The organism is Streptomyces sp. NPDC003247 (assembly GCF_042888135.1).
In the GTDB taxonomy this organism is placed as follows: domain Bacteria; phylum Actinomycetota; class Actinomycetes; order Streptomycetales; family Streptomycetaceae; genus Streptomyces.
In genome coordinates this window covers 49,409-65,328 of the sequence record NZ_JBIAPF010000002.1, presented here as the reverse complement: position 1 = coordinate 65,328, position 15,920 = coordinate 49,409, and the positions used below count along the sequence as shown (strand labels likewise).

Genomic DNA, 15,920 nt, shown 5'->3' with positions numbered 1-15,920 from the left:
CCCAACGGACATCACACGCTCTGGCACACACCAACTCCCCCTCTTTACCCTGGCGTTGAGGACCGGCCACGGGGGAGGTGCGGTGCACAGACGGTTGTACGGGCGGGGTGCGCTGTTCGACGTCGAGCCGGCCGGTCTCGTGCCGCGGCTCGTCGGGCTGCGCCCCTACGAGCATCACACGGTCAAGGTCGAACACCCCGACACGCTCCCGGTGCTGGTCCTGTCGGGCGGCCGGGGCCTGGGCAAGAGCGCGGTGCTCGGCGAGGTGTGGGAGGCCTACACCGAGCGGACCAGGGGCGGTGAGGCCCGTCGGCGCACCCCGGTCGCGCTGATCGACTGCGAGGACGAGCAGTTCGCCCGGCCGCCGCACGAGGAGAGCCCGGAGTCCTGGTCGCCCGTGTGGCAGGCGCTGCTGGTGCTCGCCGAGCAGCTGACGGAGCCGGTGAAGGCGGCCGGGCAGCTCACCTTCCCGCGGCTGACGGCCGGCCTGGTGGCGGTGCGGGCCAGCGACTGGAGCGGGCGGGCGGACTCCGAGCGGATCCGGCGGGAGCTGGTGCGGATCCTGCTGCTGAACGAACGGGCCTCGCGGTTCGGCATGGCCGGACGGTGGGCGGCCCGGGTGGCCGCGCGGGTGATCGGGGCGGCGAGCGGCCAGGGCCCGTTCGTGGCGGCGGCGATCGAGGCCACGCTGGAGGCGCTGTCGGAGGGGTTCACCTCCCACAAGGAGCAGAAGCCGTCCCAGTGGTACCGCACCTACCCGAACGCGAGCGGCAACGCCAAGCGCGGCCTGCTGCTGCTCGCGGGCAACTTCCGGGCCGGCGACACCTCGCGCGGGCACGCCGAGCGCTGGCTGGTACGGGCGCTGCTCGCCGACCTGGCGGAGGCCTACTCGGGGCTCGGTTCGCATCTGCGGCGGCTGGGCCGACCGGTCGTCCTGCTCGACAACGCGCGCGGCGGGCCCGGTCCCGGGCTGCTGGACGCGGTGCTGCGGGACCGGGCCGAGGGGATCGCCGACCAGGTGGTGTGCGTGGCGACCGTGCGCGGGGACGGGCATCCGGCGCTGGGGGACGCCGTACGGCGCGGGCTGCCGGAGGTGGCGCGGGCCGCCGGGTGGGAGCCGGGGAGTTCGCCGTCCTCGCGGGCGCTGCTGGTGGCGCTCCCGCCGCTGTCCCCCGACGACACCCTGCACATGGTCGGCGCGGTCTGCGACGACATCGAGGTACCGCCCCGGCTGCCGCACGCCACGCACCGGCTGACCGGCGGGAACCCGCTCGGCATCGTCCTGCTCGCCACCGCCGCCCGCCAGAACCCCGGGCGGGCGGCCTCCCTGGGGCGGCTGCTCACCGCGGACGTCCGGCCGGAGGAGGGCGGCACCGACGGCGGCCCGGCCTACGGCGAGCTGCTGCGCCGTCTCGTCCCGGCCGACCGGCTCGACGAGCTGACCGTGCTGGCCGCCGCCCACGACCACGACTCCGCGGTCGCGCTGGCCGCCGCCCACCTGCCGGACGACTTCGGTTCCTCGGGCGTACGGTCGCTGCGGGTGCGGCTCGCCGAGGAGGGCCTGCCGTCCGCGCCGGGCCACTTCGTGGGCGACCCGTTCGTGCGGACCCTGCTGCTGCTCCGGCTGTACCACCGCGACGCCGGCCACGACGGCTGGCGCGCGGTGCACGAGACGCTGATCCGGCACTACGCGGAGCCGGACGGCGAGCCAGACGGCGCGGGCGGCGGGCCCGACGGCGAGCCCGACGGCGCGGGCGGCGGGCCAGACGGCGAGCCCGACGGCGCGGGCGGCGGGCCAGACGGCGCGGGCGGCGGCGCACCGGCCGCCGATCCGGCCCGCGCCCGCTACCGGCTCTCCCACGAGCTCGCCCTCGGCGAGACCGCGAACGCGGTCGCCCATCTGCGGGACACGTTCCCCGCGCTCGACACCCGCGCCTGGCTGGACACGCTGTGCTTCCTGGCGTCGGCGCCCTGCTTCCACGCCCACGCCCACGACGACGAGGACGACGACGAAGACGGAGGCGGAGACCGGGGCCCGGCCGGGCGCCACGACCGGCGCGCGGCGGTCGCGCTGGGCCGCACGGACGCCTCGCACCGGCCGCCGGAGGGCGTGGACGCCCTGCTGCACCTGCGGGTACGGCGGCTGCTGCACGCCGTGTGGCAGGTCGCCGACCCGCTGGTGCTGCCCGATCCGAGGGTGTGCGGGCGGCTGGAGTTCGAACTGCTGCAACTGTCCGACCTGCGGCCCGCCGGGGGTGCGCTGCTGTTCGCGGCGTCGCGGGCCTGGCCCCGGGACGCGCGGGCCGGCCGCCCCCTGCGCACACCGGCCGACGACGGATCCGACGACGGCGACGGGGAGGCGTGATGGCGAGCACCGGTGGGGGCACGAGAACGGGGCGGAGCCCGTTCGTACGGTGGCTGCGGGAGGTCTGGGAGATCCGCCTCTACCGTTACGTCGCCCTGCTGGTGACGGCGGCCCTGGTGGCCGGGGCGGTCGTCGCGGTGCGGGCGGTGACACGGGTGGACCGCTCGTGCGCGCCCGGGGTGGCGCGGCCCGAGGGCAGCGACGAGTGCGTGGGCGTGACGTCGACGGCGTACTACTTCGGGCGGCCTCAGCTGCGGGAGGTGGTGCGGGCCATCGACCGGGAGAACGACCGGCTGGAGAAGGGGAGTTACGTGACGGTGGCGCTGATGCTGCCGTACACCGCCACCAATCCGTCCACCCTGAGCGACATCCTGCACGAGGTGCAGGGCGCCTATCTGGCGCAGTGGCAGGCCAACCACACCGCCAACGGCCAGGCCCCGGCGATCCGGCTGGTGCTCGCCAACCCCGGGGCGACCAGCGAGCACTGGGAGCCGCTGGTGGACCGGCTGGAGCGGATGACGGAGGGCGCCGACCGGCTGCGCGCGGTCGCCGGGGTCGGGACGAGCACCGACCGGAACAAGCAGGCGGTGGCGGAGCTGACCCGGCGGGGCATCCCGGTGGTCGGCGCGTCCATCACCGCCGACGACCTCGCCAACGGGGCGGGCGGCGAGGACCCCTTCCCGGGGCTGGCCCGGGTATCCCCCACCAACACCGACGAGGCGCGCGCCCTGGCGTCGTTCGCGAAGGTGAGCGCGGGGCGGGCACTGCTGGTGTACGACAAGCCGGGCGACCCGTACACGCGGACGCTCCAGACGTCGTTCGCGTCGCTGATCAAGGGGTCGCCGTACGAGCCGCAGCCGTTCACCCCGCCCGCCGACCGCAGCCAGGAGGGCACGACCGCGAACACGTTCCGGCAGATCACCCACCTGGTGTGCGACACGTCCCCGGGGACGGACACGATCCTGTTCGCCGGCCGCCACACCCAGCTGCGGCAGTTCATCAACGCGCTCGGCGCCCGCGGCTGCCAGGACCGCGCGTTCACCCTGCTGACCGGCGACGAGGGCTCGTACCTGACCGGCGACGAGAAGCTCGACCGCACCGCCCTCACCCACCGGCTCTCCGTGCGCTACACGGCCCTCGCCCACCCGGACGCCTGGGCGGAGGCGCCCGCCGGGACGCCCGGCGGCTCGGCGGCGGACGCGCGGACGCTGACCGACCTGCTGGCCCGCAGCACCCGCGCGCCGGTCGGCCCGATCGGGGACACGGCACTGGACGACGGCCAGCTGATCATCGCCTACGACGCGCTGCGGCTGGCCGTGCACGGCATCCGCGAGGCCACGCCCGAGGGCGGGACCGTCCCGCCGCTGGCGGACGTCGGACTCCAGTGGCCACAGGTCAAGGGCTCGCTGCGGGTCGACGGCGCGAGCGGCTGGATCTGCCTGGACGTGCACGGCAACCCGTACGACAAGGCGGTGCCGATCGTGGAGCTGCACGCCGACGGCGGCTCACGGTTCGTCCGGATCGCGTGGCCGGAGGGCAGGCCGCCGGCGAAGGAGTGCCTGCCGCCGTCGTCCTAGGCACCCGCCGTCCCCACTTGATCGATCAAGCGTTCGAACCGGGCCCGCCAGGTGGGCTCGGTCTCCCCCTCGCCCTGGACCTCGCGCGTGAAGCGCAGGACCGATCCGCCCTCGTCGTCGTGCTCCAGGTGGAACCGGATCCTGCCGCCGCCTTCCACCGTGTACTCGGCGACCCGGTCCACGTCCCACGCGGTGACCTGCCCGCCGCCCACGCCGCGCAGCGCGACCGTGCCGCCGAGCCGGGGTTCGAGGACGTCGACGGCGGTCCACCAGCCGCCCAGCCCCTCCGGGGTGGAGAGCGCCGGCCAGACCGCCTCCATGGGCCGCGGGAGCCGCACCCGGAAGTGCAGGATGTGCGTGTTCCCATGGGTCTGGCTGGTGCCCTGCTCGATGGAACCGCTCATGACACCAGCCTGACCCCTGGCCCGGGGTCACGCACGCGGTCACGGCCCCGCACGGCAGAAGCCGGTTCCCGTGACCCAGGTCACCGGAACCGGCCTCTGCCGTGAGCGGCTTGGTCCTCGGACGCCGTGCTTGGTCCTCGGACGCCGTGCTTCGTTCTCAGACGCCGGCGTAGGAGTGCTTGCCGGAGACGAAGATGTTGACGCCGTAGTAGTTGAACAGCCAGCAGGCGAAGGCGAGCAGGGCCAGGTAGGCGGCCTTGCGGCCCTTCCAGCCGGCCGTGGCGCGGGCGTGCAGGTAGCCGGCGTAGGCGACCCAGGTGATGAAGGACCAGGTCTCCTTGGGGTCCCAGCCCCAGTAGCGGCCCCAGGCGTCGCCCGCCCAGATCGCGCCCGCGATGATCGTGAACGTCCACAGCGGGAAGACGGCCGCGTTGACCCGGTAGGCGAACTTGTCGAGCGAGGCCGACGCGGGCAGCCGGTCCAGGACCGAGTTCGCGAACCGGCCGGGCTTGCCGCCGCCGGCCAGCTTGTTCTCGTAGGAGTCCTTGAACAGGTACAGGACCGTGGCGACCGCGCCGACGTAGAACACCGCGCCGCAGAAGATCGCGGTGGAGACGTGGATGTACAGCCAGTACGAGTGCAGGGCGGGGACCAGCTGGTCACTGGCGGTGTAGAGGACGGTGACGGCGAGACCGAGGTCGAGCAGGACCGTGGTGATCAGGAACAGGCCGAGCCAGCGCACGTTCTTCTTCAGGGCGAGCAGCGCGAGGTACACGCCGACGGCCACCGTCGAGAAGGTGATGTTGAACTCGTACATGTTGCCCCAGGGCGCCCGCTGCACCGAGGCCGCGCGGGCGACGACCCCTCCCAGCTCGACCAGGAAGGCCAGCACCGTGAGGGAGATGGCGATCCGCCCGTAGAGGTCGCCCTGCTCGTCCCCGCCGTGCGCGCCCGGCCCGTCGGGCACGTCCCGCGCGCCGGCCGCGGCGCGGACGACGACCCGCGGCCGCTCCAGGACGGCGGTGCCGCCGTTGCGCTGCACCGTGACGGCCGGGCCCTTCGCCTTCGCCTGCGCGCCGGCGGTGAGCGCGGCGGCGGTGCGGCCGACCTTGCTGCGGCTGCCGAAGAGCCATTCGGCGATGTAGGCGAAGAAGGCCAGGGTGTACACGGCCATCGCGGAGTAGATCAGCGTGTTGCTGATGCTCGCGAGGTTCTCGTTGGTCGCGGCGGCCAACTCGGTTGCGGCGGCGAGAGTCACTTCTCAGCCCCTTCGGCAGGTACGACGTGAGGGTCGGGGGTGGTGGCGTCGTGTGTGGCGTCGGCGTCGGGGTCCGAGGCCGGGTCGGGGTCGGGCGCGCCGGGGGCCCGGTCGTAGAGGAGGCCGGCGAGGTCACCGAGCTCCTCGGGCACCTTGGCGGACTCGCTGCGGCCGAGTCCGGCCATCTCGACGACCGTCACACCGTCGGCGCCCTTGACCGCGCGCACCCACACGCGGCGGCGCTGGATGAACAGGGAACCGGCCAGACCGAAGATCGCGGCGAGCGCGCCGCCCAGCGCCCAGCCGCTGCCGGGCTGCTGCGTGACCTGGAAGTTCGCCCACTCCTTGGTGCCCTCGTAGGTGATCGAGCCGGCGCCGTCGGGCAGCGTCAGGGTCTCACCGGGCGTGAGGTTCCCCCGCAGCTGGAGGTCCTTGGAGTCCTTGAACTCCTTCATGTGCGTCTTGTCGAGCTGGTACACGCTCTGCGGGATGCCGGAGTTGACGCCGAGGTCGCCGTGGTACGGCTCCAGGTTCAGCACCGGGTTCAGCAGCGCGGGGAACGTGGAGGCCGTCTCGTTGCCCTCGGCGTAGCTCGGCAGGAAGAAGGCCTGGATGCCGAGCTGCTCGGAGACGCCCTTGGCGTTCTTGTAGCCGTCGAGGACCTTGATCACGCCGGAGGAGGTGACGTTGGAGTCGAGCGGCAGGAGCGGCACGGCGTCCTGGAAGACGACCTCGCCCTTGCCGTCCCGGACGGTGATGACGGGCGCGTAGCCGTGCGCGGTGAGGTAGACCTTGGAGTCGCCGATCTCCAGCGGGTGGTTGACCTCGACGACGGTCTTCCTGTCCTTGCCGTAGGCGCCCTCGGAGTAGGTGAGGGAGGCCTTGAAGGTGCGCGCGGTTCCCTTGTTGGGGCCGGAGACCTCGTAGGTGCCGGTGAAGTCGTTCAGGGAGAAGCTGAACGGGGTCAGGTCGTCCGTCGAGAAGAGGTTGCCGGACTTGAAGTCGTCGTAGGAGATGAGGGTGTTGGAGAAGCCGTTGCCCTCGACGAGGAGCTTGTTGCCCTCGGACTTGAAGAGCTGGCCCCAGGCGAAGGCGGTCAGCATCACGATGAGCGCGATGTGGAAGGCGAGGTTGCCGACCTCGCGCAGATAGCCCTTCTCGGCGGCGACCGCGTCACCGGCGAGGTGCGCGCGGAAGCGGCGCTTCTTCAGCAGGGCCAGCGCGGCCTCGCGCACCTGCTCCGGCTCCGCCTCCGTGCGCCACGTCGTGTACGCGGGCAGCCGGGTCAGCCGCCGGGGCGCGCCCGGCGGACGGCCGCGCAGCTGGCCCGTGAACTGCCAGGTGCGGGGCACGATGCAGCCGATGAGGGAGACGAACAGCAGGATGTAGATCGCGGAGAACCACACCGAGCCGTAGACGTGGAAGAGGCCGAGCTTGTCGTAGATCGGCGCCAGGGTGGGGTGGTCGTCCTGGAACTCGGCCACCTTGGTGGCGTCGTTGCCGGTCTGCGGGATCAGCGAGCCGGGGATGGCGCCGAGCGCCAGCAGCAGCAGGAGCAGCAGGGCGACCCGCATCGAGGTCAGCTGCCGCCAGAACCAGCGGGCCCAGCCGACGACGCCCAGGGAGGGCAGGGTGGGCGGTCCCTCCTCGGGTGCGGTGGACAACTGGGAGCCGGCCGCGCCGAGGTCCTGGTCGTCGGGGGCGGCGGCCGGTGTGTCGCCGGTCGGCGCACCGGTCGTAGTGGTGTTGCTCATGGATCAGATCCCCACAGTGAAGCCGGTGGACCAGGACTGCATGTCCTGCACGAGGCTGTCCCACGCGCCGGTCAGCAGCAGCAGACCGGTCACGATCATCATCGTGCCGCCGATCCGCATCACCCAGACATAGTGGCGCTTGACCCAGCCGAAGGCGCCGAGCGCCTTGCGGAAGGCGACCGCGGCGAGCACGAACGGCACGCCGAGGCCGAGACAGTAGGCGACGGTCAGCAGCGCCCCGCGGCCCGCGCTCGACTGCTGCGAGGACAGGGCGAGCACGGAGGCGAGCGTCGGGCCGATGCACGGCGTCCAGCCGATGCCGAACAGCGCGCCGAGCACGGGGGCGCCGACCAGCCCGGTCACCGGCCGGCGGTGGAAGCGGAACTCCCGCTGGGTCATCCAGGGCATCAGCCCCATGAAGAACACGCCCAGGAGGATCATCAGGACGCCCAGCACCTTGGAGAAGGCGCCCTGCTGTTCCTGGAGCGTCTGGCCGAAGTAGCCGAACAGGGCCCCGCCGGAGACGAACACGACGGTGAAGCCGGCCACGAACAGCGAGGCGCCCGCGACCATCCGGCCGCGCCGGGCCTCGCCCAGATCGGTGCCGGTGACGCCGGTGACGTAGGAGAGGTAGCCGGGCACCAGCGGCAGGACGCACGGGGAGAAGAAGGAGACGAGGCCGCCGAGCAGCGCGAGGGGCAGGGCGACCAGCAGGGCGCCGTTGAGCACCGTGCCGTTGTAGCCCTCCGCGGCGAGCGTGGTGACTGAGGTCACGTCACTTCTCCGTCACTTCTCCGCGAGGACCGGCTTGATCATGGAGCGCAGTTTCTCCTCGCTGAGCGCGGCCAGGGAGCGCGCCGCGATCTTCCCCTGCCGGTCCAGGACCAGTGTGGAGGGGATCGCCTGCGGGTTGAGGGTGCCCTTCTCGAAGCGGAGCATCAGCTTGCTGCTCGGGTCGTACAGGCTCGGGTAGGTGACGCCGTACTGCTTCTCGAAGGCGAGGGCGCTCTTGACCTGCGGGTCGGCGACGTTGATGCCGACGAACTGCACGCCCTTCGCCGCCAGGTCCGTGGAGACCTTCTGGAAGTTGGCGGCCTCGGCGCGGCACGGGGCGCACCAGGACCCCCAGACGTTCAGGACGACGACCTTGCCCTTGTAGGAGGAGACCGCGAGCTGCTCGCCGTCGATGGTCTCGCCGGACAGGTCAGGGGCCGCGTCGCGCTCGCCCTTCGCGACGGTGGAGATGCCGTCCTCGCCCATGACGAAGTTGGTGTCACCGCCGCCGCCGGAGACGCCTCCGGAGGTGCAGGCGGAGACGAGCAGCGCCGCGACGACGCCACCTGTGGTCGTCAGGGCGGCGCGACGCGAGCGGATCCTGGCGGTCGAGCGCAGGGGGGCGCGGCTGGCGGCACTCATGTGAAAAGTTTCGCATGCCCGTTCTGGGGATCTTGCCCACCCCCCCTCGCCGGAGAAACGCGCATTTCAGGCGGCTTCCGCCGTGGCGCCGGTGGCGGCGCCGGTGGTCGGGCCCGTGGTGGTGCTCGTGGTGGTGCTCGTGGCTGTGCCCGTGTCGGCACCCGTGCCTGCGCCCGTGGCGGTGTCCGTGTCCGTGGCGGTGTCCGTGGCGGTGTCCGCCAGGAACGCCTTCCAGCCGCCGGCCGGCCGCTGCCCGACGTCGAGCGTCCGCAGCCGGTCGAGCACCTCGGGCCGCTGCACGTCGATCCAGTCCGTGAACTGCCGGAAGGACACCAGCCGCACGTCCGCCCCCTTCTCCTTCTCCCGCGCCATGTGCGTGAAGGCCTCCTCGACGGCGTCCATGTAGATGCCGCCGTTCCACTGCTCGAAGTGGTTGCCGACGAAGAAGGGCGCGCGGTTCGTCTCGTAGGCCCGCCGGAACCCCTGGATGTACGACTGGGCGGACTGCTCCCGCCAGCCCGGGTAGTTGTGGCGGGGCGCGTTGGTGGAGTTGACCGACTGGTTGGCCAGCATGTTGTAGTCCATGGAGAGGACCTCGAACCCGCGTCCGGGGAAAGGTATCTGCTGCAACGGCAGGTCCCACAGTCCCTGCTTCTTGTCCGGCCAGACCTGGCGGCCCCCGGAGGAGGAGGCGTCGTACCGCCAGCCGAGGTCGCGGGCGGTGGGCAGCAGGTTGTCCTGGCCGAGGAGGCAGGGCGTGCGGCCGCCGACGAGTTCCTTGTCGTAGTCGAAGGGGAGCGCGGGCAGGTCGGTCCACCCGGTGTTGGTGCGCCACTCCTTCACGAAGGACCTGGCCTGGTCGATCTCGCTGCGCCACTGCTGCGGGGTCCAGTTGCCGACGGAGCCGCTCCCGGCGCAGAAGTGCCCGTTGAAGTGGGTGCCGATCTCGTGCCCCTCCAGCCAGGCGCGGCGGAGGTTGGTGAGGGTGTCCCTGATGTGCGCGTCGGTGAGGTAGCCGATGTCGGAGGCGCCGCGCGTGTTGTTGGGCGGGTCGTAGAGCCGCTTCTTCGACTCGGGCAGGAGGTAGAGCCCGGAGAGGAAGAAGGTCATGGACGCGCCGTGCTCCTTGGCGAGGTCCAGGAAGCGCGGGAAGAGGCCGTTGCCGACCTCGCCGGCCCCGTCCCAGGAGAAGACGACGAACTGCGGCGGCTCCTGGCCGGGCTCCAGCGGCTCCGGCGCGGCCGGCTGCTGGGGCTGCTTGCCGGTGAACGAGGTGGAGCCGTCACCGAGGGGGCGGACGGTGACCGGGGGCGTGCTCCCGGAGCCGCCCGCGGCCGAGCCGGAACGATCTCCCCCGGAACCCGGCCCGGTGCTCGAGGCGTCCGAGGGGGCGAGGTCGGCGCACCCCGCGAGTCCGGCGGCGGCCGCGGCCGCCGCCCCGAGTCCGAGTGCTCCCCTGCGGGTGAGAGTGCGCATGACATCCCCGTCCGTCGCGTGCTCTGGTGGTCACCCGGTCAGAGCACGGGACGAACGGGAGGGTTCCGCCGATACGTGCGGATTCCGTAACAGGCGTTCGGAAGACGCCTGTGCGGAGCGACGGATCGGCGGGTCGGGGGACGGCGGCTCGGGGGCGGCGGATCGGCGGGTCGGGGGGCAGGAGGTCGAGGGTGGCGGCTCGGCGGCAGGGCCTACGCCCCGAAGGCCTTGCCCTTCCCCTTCACCGGCTTGGCGCCGGCGCGCAGGTGGGCCGGTACGAGGTCCAGGGCGGGCTCGCTGTACCCGACGGAGACGATCGTGTCGCCCCGGTAGGTGAACGTCGTCAGGGAGGCGAGCGTGCACTGCCGCCTGCGCGGGTCGTGCCACAGCCGCCGCCGCTCGACGTAGGACCGCACGGTCCAGATCGGCAGCTGGTGGCTGACGAGCACCGCCTCGTGCCCCCGCGCCCGGTCCTTGGCGGCGTTCAGCGCGCCCATCATCCGCACCACCTGGTCGACGTACGGCTCGCCCCAGGACGGCTTGAACGGGTTGTAGACGTGCCGCCAGTTCTCGGGCCGGCGCAGGGCACCGTCGCCGACGCCGAAGGTCTTGCCCTGGAAGACGTTGTCGGCCTCGATGAGCCGCTCGTCGGTGGCGAGGTCCAGGCCGTGCGCCTTGGCGATGGGGGTCGCCGTCTCCTGCGCCCGCTCCAGCGGGGAGGCGCAGACGTGGGTGACGTCCCGGGAGGCGAGGTGCTCGGCGACCCGGTCGGCCATCCGCCGGCCGAGCTCGGAGAGGTGGTAGCCGGCGAGGCGGCCGTAGAGGATGCCGTCCGGGTTGGCCACCTCACCGTGCCGCATGAGATGGACGACGGTGATGTCGCTGTCGTTGCTGCTGTCGCCGTTGCTGTTGTCGCTGCTGCTGACGCTCATGCCGCCGTGGCCTCCGCCGCCGCTCGGGCCGCCGCCGGGAGGGCGTCGGCGATCCGCTGGACGGCCCGCTCGTCGTGGGCCGTGGACACGAACCACGACTCGAAGGACGACGGCGGCAGGTAGACGCCGTTCGCCAGCAGCGAGTGGAAGAACGCGGTGAAGCGGAAGGAGTCCTGCGCCTTGGCGTCCTCGTAGGTGCGCACCGCGCGGTCCGTGAAGAAGACGGAGAACATGTTGGAGGCGCTCTGCACGGTGTGCGCGACGCCCTCCTTGGACAGCGCCTCCGACACCAGTCCCCTGATCTGCTCGGAGACGGCGTCGAGCGTGGCGTAGGCGGCGTCGTCGAGGAGCCGGAGCTGGGCGAGCCCGGCGGCGGTCGCGATCGGGTTCCCGGAGAGGGTGCCGGCCTGGTAGACGGGCCCGGCGGGCGCGAGGTGCGCCATGACGTCGGCACGGCCGCCGAAGGCCGCGGCCGGGAACCCGCCTCCCATCACCTTCCCGAAGGTCATCAGGTCCGGCTTGACCCCGTCGACGCCGTACCAGCCGGCGCGGCTCGTACGGAAGCCGGTCATGACCTCGTCGGAGATGTAGAGGGCGCCGTTGTTCGCGCACGCGTCCTTGAGCCCCTGGTTGAACCCGGGCAGCGGCGGCACGACGCCCATGTTGCCCGGGGAGGCCTCGGTGATCACGCAGGCGATCTCGCCGGGGTGCCGGTGGAAGGCCTCCTGCACGGCCTCCAGGTCGTTGTACGGCAGCACGATGGTGTCGCCGGCCTGGGCGCCGGTGACACCCGGGGTGTCGGGCAGCGCGAAGGTGGCGACGCCGGAGCCCGCCGCGGCGAGCAGGGAGTCCACGTGACCGTGGTAGCAGCCGGCGAACTTGATCACCTTGGTGCGCCGGGTGAACCCGCGGGCGAGCCGGATGGCCGACATGGTGGCCTCGGTCCCGCTGGAGACGAGCCGCACCTGGTCGACCGGCTCGACCCGCGCGACGATCTCCTCGGCGAGCGCGACCTCGCCCTCACCGGGCGTACCGAAGGAGGTGCCGCGGACGACGGCCTCCTGCACGGCGGCGAGGACCTCGGGGTGCGAGTGCCCGAGGATCATGGGTCCCCAGGAACAGACGAGATCGACGTACTCCCGCCCGTCGGCGTCGGTCAGGTACGGACCGCTGCCGGACACCATGAACCGGGGCGTACCGCCCACGGCGCGGAAGGCGCGCACCGGCGAGTTCACACCACCTGGCGTGACGGCGGCCGCACGGTCGAACAGGGCCTGCGAGACGGGCGCATCGTATGAATAAGGCATTTCGCTCATGACCTGCGGCTACTCCGACCTTCTCCGACTTCTGGGACTGCGGTTGCCAGTGACATCCTCAGGGTAGGCCAGGGCGGTCCGGCGGCAGCGGGGCCGCCACCGGCAGCCCGGCTTACCCGTCCGTCCCGTCCGCCATCTGCGAAACTGTGGGCACTGGACGCGGCCCGCACCGACGATGTGCCGGAGGGCTGCGAAGATCCTGCGGACAGGTGTTTCACCGCACGTTTCGGCGGGCGGCCGTGGGGGAGGTCACTGACACGATGATCGGGTTGCGCGGCGGGCGCCACGCGTCCTAGAAAAGCAGTCGGGTGGAGATATGCATCGCGGTGGCGGACTGGGCGAGGGGACTGATGACCTGGGTCCTCGACGTGCCCGGCGGGGAAGGCACCGGCGCGACGCGGAGGAAGCTGCGGACAGTACCGAAGCACGTCAGGCACAGGGCGTACCGGGTGAGCTCGAGCCGGTCGACCGGCGGACCGACCGCCGGACGGACGGCCTGCGGGCGGGGATCAGGAATGGTGGTCGGGTGGGGGTGACGTACAAGTACTTCGGCGCGCCGGACGGCGCGACCGCGGCCCGCGTCCCGATCTCGATGCGCCCCGAGGAACTCGGCGGCGACGAGCTCGGTATGAACGGCATGTTCACCAAGATCAAGCCCGAGACGATGGCGGCGATGGTCCTGACGGGCATCGAGGGCGTCCCCCTGCACCGGGTCCCCCCGCTGGAACTGGTCGTCCTGCACCCCGACTACGCCGTGGTCAAACTCCCCATGACGGTGGTGGACCCCCTCCGCGACATCGGCGAGGAGGCGGTCGGCGCGGCGGCCTTCATCTGGTCGACGGTGCCGGACCGGGGCGGCCCGCGGGACGCGTTCAACGTGTACCAACTGCTGCACGAGTGGCAGGACTTCAGCCACCGGCTGCATGAGGCGGGGCATCAGCCGTACTGCTTGGTGTGGCCCTGAGACAACCACGACGCGCACCGACCCAGGTCGACGACGTCCTCAGCGGACCGGGCCGGGATCGGCTTCAGGCGGCGTGCGGCGTGCGGGGTGCGGGGTGAAAGTGATGTGGGAGTCGCCCTCGTCGATGGTCAGGTTCGGGGTGCCGTCCAGGGCGTTGGGCAGGCGTCGCAGCAGCGGGAGGGCGGGCACGGTGTCGCCGCCCTCCATCCGGGACACCTGAGGCCGCGTCATACCGGCCCGCACGGCCAGTTCGGCCTGGGACAGGCCCAGCTCGATCCGACGGTCGTAGACCGCCTGCCCGAGATCGCCGGCCAGCCGCGCGTCGACGTACTCCCGGTCGTACTCCACCGCCTCACCCGCAAGCTGCCGGGTCCGACGCGTCCTCCACGTGCTGTGATTCATCAGCTCTCCCTGCGCCGATCGTAGGTGCGCTCGGCCCGGCCGCACTCGGCCCGGCCGTACTCGGCCTCGCAGACCTTCTGGACCCGCTGCGCACGTTCGACTTCCGCCGCCTCGCGCATCCTCGTCTTACGGAACACCGTCGGCAGAACGATCCGCTGCCCGGGCGCGAGCCAGTACGCACCTGACAGCCTCGGTGGCCCCACGCGCCCGGCCGGGTGCCACCATGGCGTCATGGACCTCACGCCGTATGTCGACACACTCCGCCGGGAACTCGCGGTGGCCGCGGAAGCCGGTGGGGAGGACGCCCGCGAGCTGGCCGAGCGGCTGACCGCTCCGCTGGAGTCGGCGGCCCGGCTGACCCTGCTGAACGTGCTGTCCGCCGCCATGGACGAGATCACCCGTGAACTCGCCCCCGGCTCCGTCGACGTACGGCTGCGGGGGCTCGACCCCGACTTCGTCGTGACACCGCCGCCGGGTGACGCCGGTTTCGAGGGGCCGGCCGACCGCCCCGAGCCGCTGAAGGCACCGGCTCCGGCACCCACCGACGAGGACAGCACCACCGCGCGGGTCAACCTGCGGCTTCCGGCCCCGCTCAAGGCGCGCGCCGAGGACGCGGCCGCACGCGAGGGCCTGTCGGTCAACGCGTGGCTGGTGCGCGCGGTGAACGCGGCCGTCGAGAGCGGCGGCATACGGTCCCGCTCCTCCGTCACGTCGAACCGAAGTGGCGGTCAGCAGTACACCGGGTGGGTGCGCTAGAGCTCGTGCGGGCGGGGATGCTCACCGGGTGGTGAGCGGTCCGCCCGCGGCACGCCGGTCGACGAGACCGCGGCTCATGTCGACCGCATCGAAGCCGTTCTCCACCAGCACTTCGAGCGGCATGCGCACTGCGCCGGGATGTGCACCCGGTCCACTCGAACGCGCGGCGGACGTCCACGACGAGCGCGCCCTCCGCGACGAGACGGACCGCGTCGGCGGCGGTGACGGCCGGTGGCCGGCGCAGGTGGTGCCGCAGGCTCATGCGCTCCGCACCCGGATCCACGGTCACGCCCCGGCGCCGGGCTCGGGCCGGCGCCGGGCTCGGGCCGACGCCGGGCTCGGGCCGACGCCGGGCTCGGGCCGGACGGCGCGGCGCTCGCCGGTGGCCTTGGAGGCCGGTGGCCTCCGGTGCGCCCGCGTCCGCCAGGCCCAGCACCTGCTGGAGACCACCGACCACTCCGTGGAACGCATCGCCGGCCAGGCCGGCTTCGGCTCCCCCACCGCCTTCCGCGAACGCTGCGAACGCACCACGGGGGTCAGCCCGCACGCCTACCGCCGCACCTTCGGCTGACCGTGACGTCGGCCGAAGGTGCGCCGCGGGCACCGACGCTTCCTCACCCTCGTACCGGGGCTCAGGCCGCCAGAGCGGCGGGCCGTGCCTCCTCCCGCCCCGCCTCCCGGACGGGGGCGGTGGCTCCGGCGTCGAGCAGGTCCAGCAGGGTCGCCCGGGCCCGGGCGACCCGGGAGCGGACCGTGCCGACGGGGCAGTCGCTGAGTTCGGCCGCGTCCGCGTAGGGCAGGCCGAGCATCTGCGTGAGGACGAACGCCTCCCGTCGCTCGTCCGGCAGCGCCGCCAGCAGGTCCAGCAGGGCGATGCCGTCGTCGAAGCCGGGCAGGTCCCGCGGCTGCGCCTGCTCGACGGCCAGTTGCCAGTCCGACACGTCGGACAGGCGGGGCCGGGCGGCGGCGCACCGGAGGCTGTCGATCACCGCGCGGCGGGCGATGGACAGCAGCCAGGCCCGCGCCGAGGAGCGGCCCTCGAAGCGGTGCAGGCTGCCGAGCGCCCGCAGGAACGTGTCCTGCGCGAGGTCGTCGACGGCCTGCGGATCAGCGCACAGATGGGCGACGTAGCGCTGGACGTCACGGTGCACGGCCCGCACGAACCGCTCGACGGCGTCCGTGTCACCGCCTCGCGCGGCGAGCGCCCATGCCGTGATCGAGTCGTCGAGCGACGACGGTGTGCGGGTCGTGCCGCGCGCGGCAGGCACAGCGGTACGAGGGGCGGGCACAGCAGTTCTCC

Annotated in this window: 14 protein-coding genes and 2 pseudogenes; 5 read left to right on the top strand and 11 right to left on the bottom strand. The window is 72.7% G+C overall.

From position 1 onward, the window contains the following. Positions 1–82: 82 nt before the first annotated feature. The gene (locus ACFYWQ_RS05185) at positions 83–2,365 is read left to right on the top strand and encodes a hypothetical protein (protein WP_389512993.1); all 2,283 of its coding nucleotides are present in this window, start codon (positions 83–85) and stop codon (positions 2,363–2,365) included. Continuing rightward, entirely contained in the window at positions 2,365–3,942 is a 1,578-nt protein-coding gene (locus ACFYWQ_RS05180; RefSeq protein ID WP_389512991.1) for a hypothetical protein, read from the top strand. The genes ACFYWQ_RS05185 and ACFYWQ_RS05180 overlap by 1 nt, the downstream gene beginning before the upstream one ends. On the opposite strand, the gene ACFYWQ_RS05175 is transcribed toward ACFYWQ_RS05180, so the two are convergent. The 8 genes from ACFYWQ_RS05175 to hemL form a co-directional block, all read right to left on the bottom strand. Beyond that, positions 3,939–4,346 carry an SRPBCC family protein gene (locus ACFYWQ_RS05175; RefSeq protein ID WP_389512989.1) on the bottom strand — a complete coding sequence of 136 codons (408 nt, stop codon included), beginning with the start codon at positions 4,344–4,346 and terminating at the stop codon, positions 3,939–3,941. The genes ACFYWQ_RS05180 and ACFYWQ_RS05175 overlap by 4 nt on opposite strands. Positions 4,347–4,503: 157 nt before the next feature. After that, entirely contained in the window at positions 4,504–5,604 is a 1,101-nt protein-coding gene (gene ccsB, locus ACFYWQ_RS05170) for a c-type cytochrome biogenesis protein CcsB (protein ID WP_389512987.1), read from the bottom strand. Next, a complete protein-coding gene (locus ACFYWQ_RS05165; RefSeq protein ID WP_389512985.1) occupies positions 5,601–7,358 on the bottom strand; it encodes a cytochrome c biogenesis protein ResB in 1,758 nt (585 codons plus the stop codon). The genes ccsB and ACFYWQ_RS05165 overlap by 4 nt, the downstream gene beginning before the upstream one ends. 3 nt (positions 7,359–7,361) lie before the next feature. Continuing rightward, complete coding sequence (locus ACFYWQ_RS05160) at positions 7,362–8,132, bottom strand: cytochrome c biogenesis CcdA family protein (RefSeq protein ID WP_389512982.1); 771 nt, start codon at positions 8,130–8,132, stop codon at positions 7,362–7,364. 12 nt (positions 8,133–8,144) lie between these two features. After that, on the bottom strand, positions 8,145–8,774 hold the full coding sequence (locus ACFYWQ_RS05155) for a TlpA family protein disulfide reductase (RefSeq protein ID WP_389512979.1): 630 nt from the start codon (positions 8,772–8,774) through the stop codon (positions 8,145–8,147). 66 nt (positions 8,775–8,840) lie between these two features. After that, the gene (locus tag ACFYWQ_RS05150; RefSeq protein ID WP_389512977.1) at positions 8,841–10,250 is read right to left on the bottom strand and encodes a hypothetical protein; all 1,410 of its coding nucleotides are present in this window, start codon (positions 10,248–10,250) and stop codon (positions 8,841–8,843) included. 212 nt (positions 10,251–10,462) lie between these two features. Next, positions 10,463–11,182, bottom strand: coding sequence for a histidine phosphatase family protein (locus ACFYWQ_RS05145; RefSeq protein ID WP_389512975.1), 720 nt, complete (start codon positions 11,180–11,182; stop codon positions 10,463–10,465). Then, on the bottom strand, positions 11,179–12,498 hold the full coding sequence (gene hemL, locus ACFYWQ_RS05140) for a glutamate-1-semialdehyde 2,1-aminomutase (protein ID WP_389512974.1): 1,320 nt from the start codon (positions 12,496–12,498) through the stop codon (positions 11,179–11,181). The genes ACFYWQ_RS05145 and hemL overlap by 4 nt, the downstream gene beginning before the upstream one ends. Positions 12,499–12,814: 316 nt before the next feature. Between hemL and ACFYWQ_RS05135 the strand changes: the two genes are divergently transcribed. After that, positions 12,815–13,462: a hypothetical protein gene (locus ACFYWQ_RS05135; protein WP_389512973.1), complete on the top strand. Its 648-nt coding sequence runs from the start codon at positions 12,815–12,817 to the stop codon at positions 13,460–13,462. A gap of 39 nt (positions 13,463–13,501) precedes the next feature. Here the strand turns inward: ACFYWQ_RS05135 and ACFYWQ_RS05130 are convergent, their stop codons facing one another. Together ACFYWQ_RS05130 and ACFYWQ_RS05125 are read right to left on the bottom strand one after the other, a co-directional pair. Next, entirely contained in the window at positions 13,502–13,864 is a 363-nt protein-coding gene (locus tag ACFYWQ_RS05130) for a helix-turn-helix domain-containing protein (RefSeq protein WP_389512971.1), read from the bottom strand. Then, positions 13,864–14,040, bottom strand: a pseudogene (locus ACFYWQ_RS05125) (type II toxin-antitoxin system RelE/ParE family toxin); the annotation flags it as partial. The pseudogene ACFYWQ_RS05125 and the gene ACFYWQ_RS05130, both read right to left, overlap by 1 nt. A gap of 55 nt (positions 14,041–14,095) precedes the next feature. Between ACFYWQ_RS05125 and ACFYWQ_RS05120 the strand changes: the two are divergent. Together ACFYWQ_RS05120 and ACFYWQ_RS05115 are read left to right on the top strand one after the other, a co-directional pair. Continuing rightward, positions 14,096–14,620, top strand: coding sequence for a hypothetical protein (locus tag ACFYWQ_RS05120; RefSeq protein ID WP_389512970.1), 525 nt, complete (start codon positions 14,096–14,098; stop codon positions 14,618–14,620). 403 nt (positions 14,621–15,023) lie between these two features. After that, positions 15,024–15,191 (top strand): annotated as a pseudogene (locus tag ACFYWQ_RS05115) (helix-turn-helix domain-containing protein); the annotation flags it as partial. Between the two features lie 61 nt (positions 15,192–15,252). On the opposite strand, the gene ACFYWQ_RS05110 reads toward ACFYWQ_RS05115, so the two are convergent. Then, positions 15,253–15,909 (bottom strand): sigma-70 family RNA polymerase sigma factor, encoded by a 657-nt coding sequence (locus ACFYWQ_RS05110; protein ID WP_389512968.1) that lies wholly within the window; start codon positions 15,907–15,909, stop codon positions 15,253–15,255. Between the last annotated feature and the right edge of the window lie 11 nt (positions 15,910–15,920).